This is a genomic window from Mesorhizobium sp. M1399 (genome assembly GCF_040317735.1).
In the GTDB taxonomy this organism is placed as follows: domain Bacteria; phylum Pseudomonadota; class Alphaproteobacteria; order Rhizobiales; family Rhizobiaceae; genus Mesorhizobium.
Genome location: NZ_JAMYKZ010000075.1, coordinates 1 through 969, shown reverse-complemented (window position 1 = coordinate 969; position 969 = coordinate 1). Strand labels below are relative to the sequence as shown.

Annotated in this window: 1 protein-coding gene; it reads left to right on the top strand. The window is 62.8% G+C overall.

Going from position 1 to position 969, the window contains the following annotated elements; genetic code table 11:
* A partial coding sequence (locus NKH05_RS32975; RefSeq protein ID WP_353027103.1) for an IS256 family transposase occupies positions 1 to 969 on the top strand: 969 nt, incomplete at both ends.

The following is a 969-nucleotide window of genomic DNA, read 5'->3' as shown; positions in this document are numbered from 1 at the left end:
AAGATGACGCTGTCGATCCCGCGCGACCGGGCCGGGACCTTCGATCCGAAGCTGATCGCCAAATACCAGCGCCGTTTTCCCGATTTCGATGACAAGATCATCTCCATGTACGCGCGCGGCATGACAGTGCGCGAGATCCGCGGCCATCTGGAGGAGCTCTACGGCATCGACGTGTCGCCGGACCTGATCTCGGCGGTTACCGATGCGGTCCTGGAGGAAGTGGCCGAGTGGCAGAACCGGCCGCTGGACGCGGTATATCCGCTCGTCTTCTTCGATGCCATACGGGTCAAGATCAGGGACGAGGGCTTCGTCAGGAACAAGGCCGTCTACATCGCGCTCGGCATCCTGCCGGACGGCACGAAGGAGATTCTCGGCATCTGGATCGAGCAGACCGAGGGCGCCAAGTTCTGGCTGCGCGTCATGAACGAGTTGAAGAGCCGTGGCGTCGCCGACGTCCTGATCGCCGTCGTCGACGGCCTCAAGGGCTTCCCCGAGGCGATCAACGCCGTCTTTCCCCAGACTGTCGTCCAGACCTGCATCGTGCACCTGATCCGTCATTCCCTGGAGTTCGTGTCCTGGAAGGACCGCAAGTCCGTCGTGCCGGCGCTGCGCGCGATCTACCGGGCCAAGGACGCCGAAGCCGGCATGAAGGCTCTTGAGGACTTCGAAGCCAGCTACTGGGGGCAGCGGTATCCGGCGATCACCCAAAGCTGGCGGCGCAATTGGCAGCACGTCGTCCCATTCTTTGCCTATCCCGAAAGCGTGCGGCGGATCATCTACACCACGAACGCCATAGAGGCGCTGAACTCCAAGCTGCGCCGCGCCGTCCGCACCCGGGGACACTTCCCCAGTGACGATGCGGCCATGAAGCTGCTATATTTGGTGCTGAACCACGCGGCCGAGGAATGGAAACGACCGCCGCGCGAATGGTTCGAGGCCAAGACCCAGTTCGCCGTCGTCTTCGGCGAA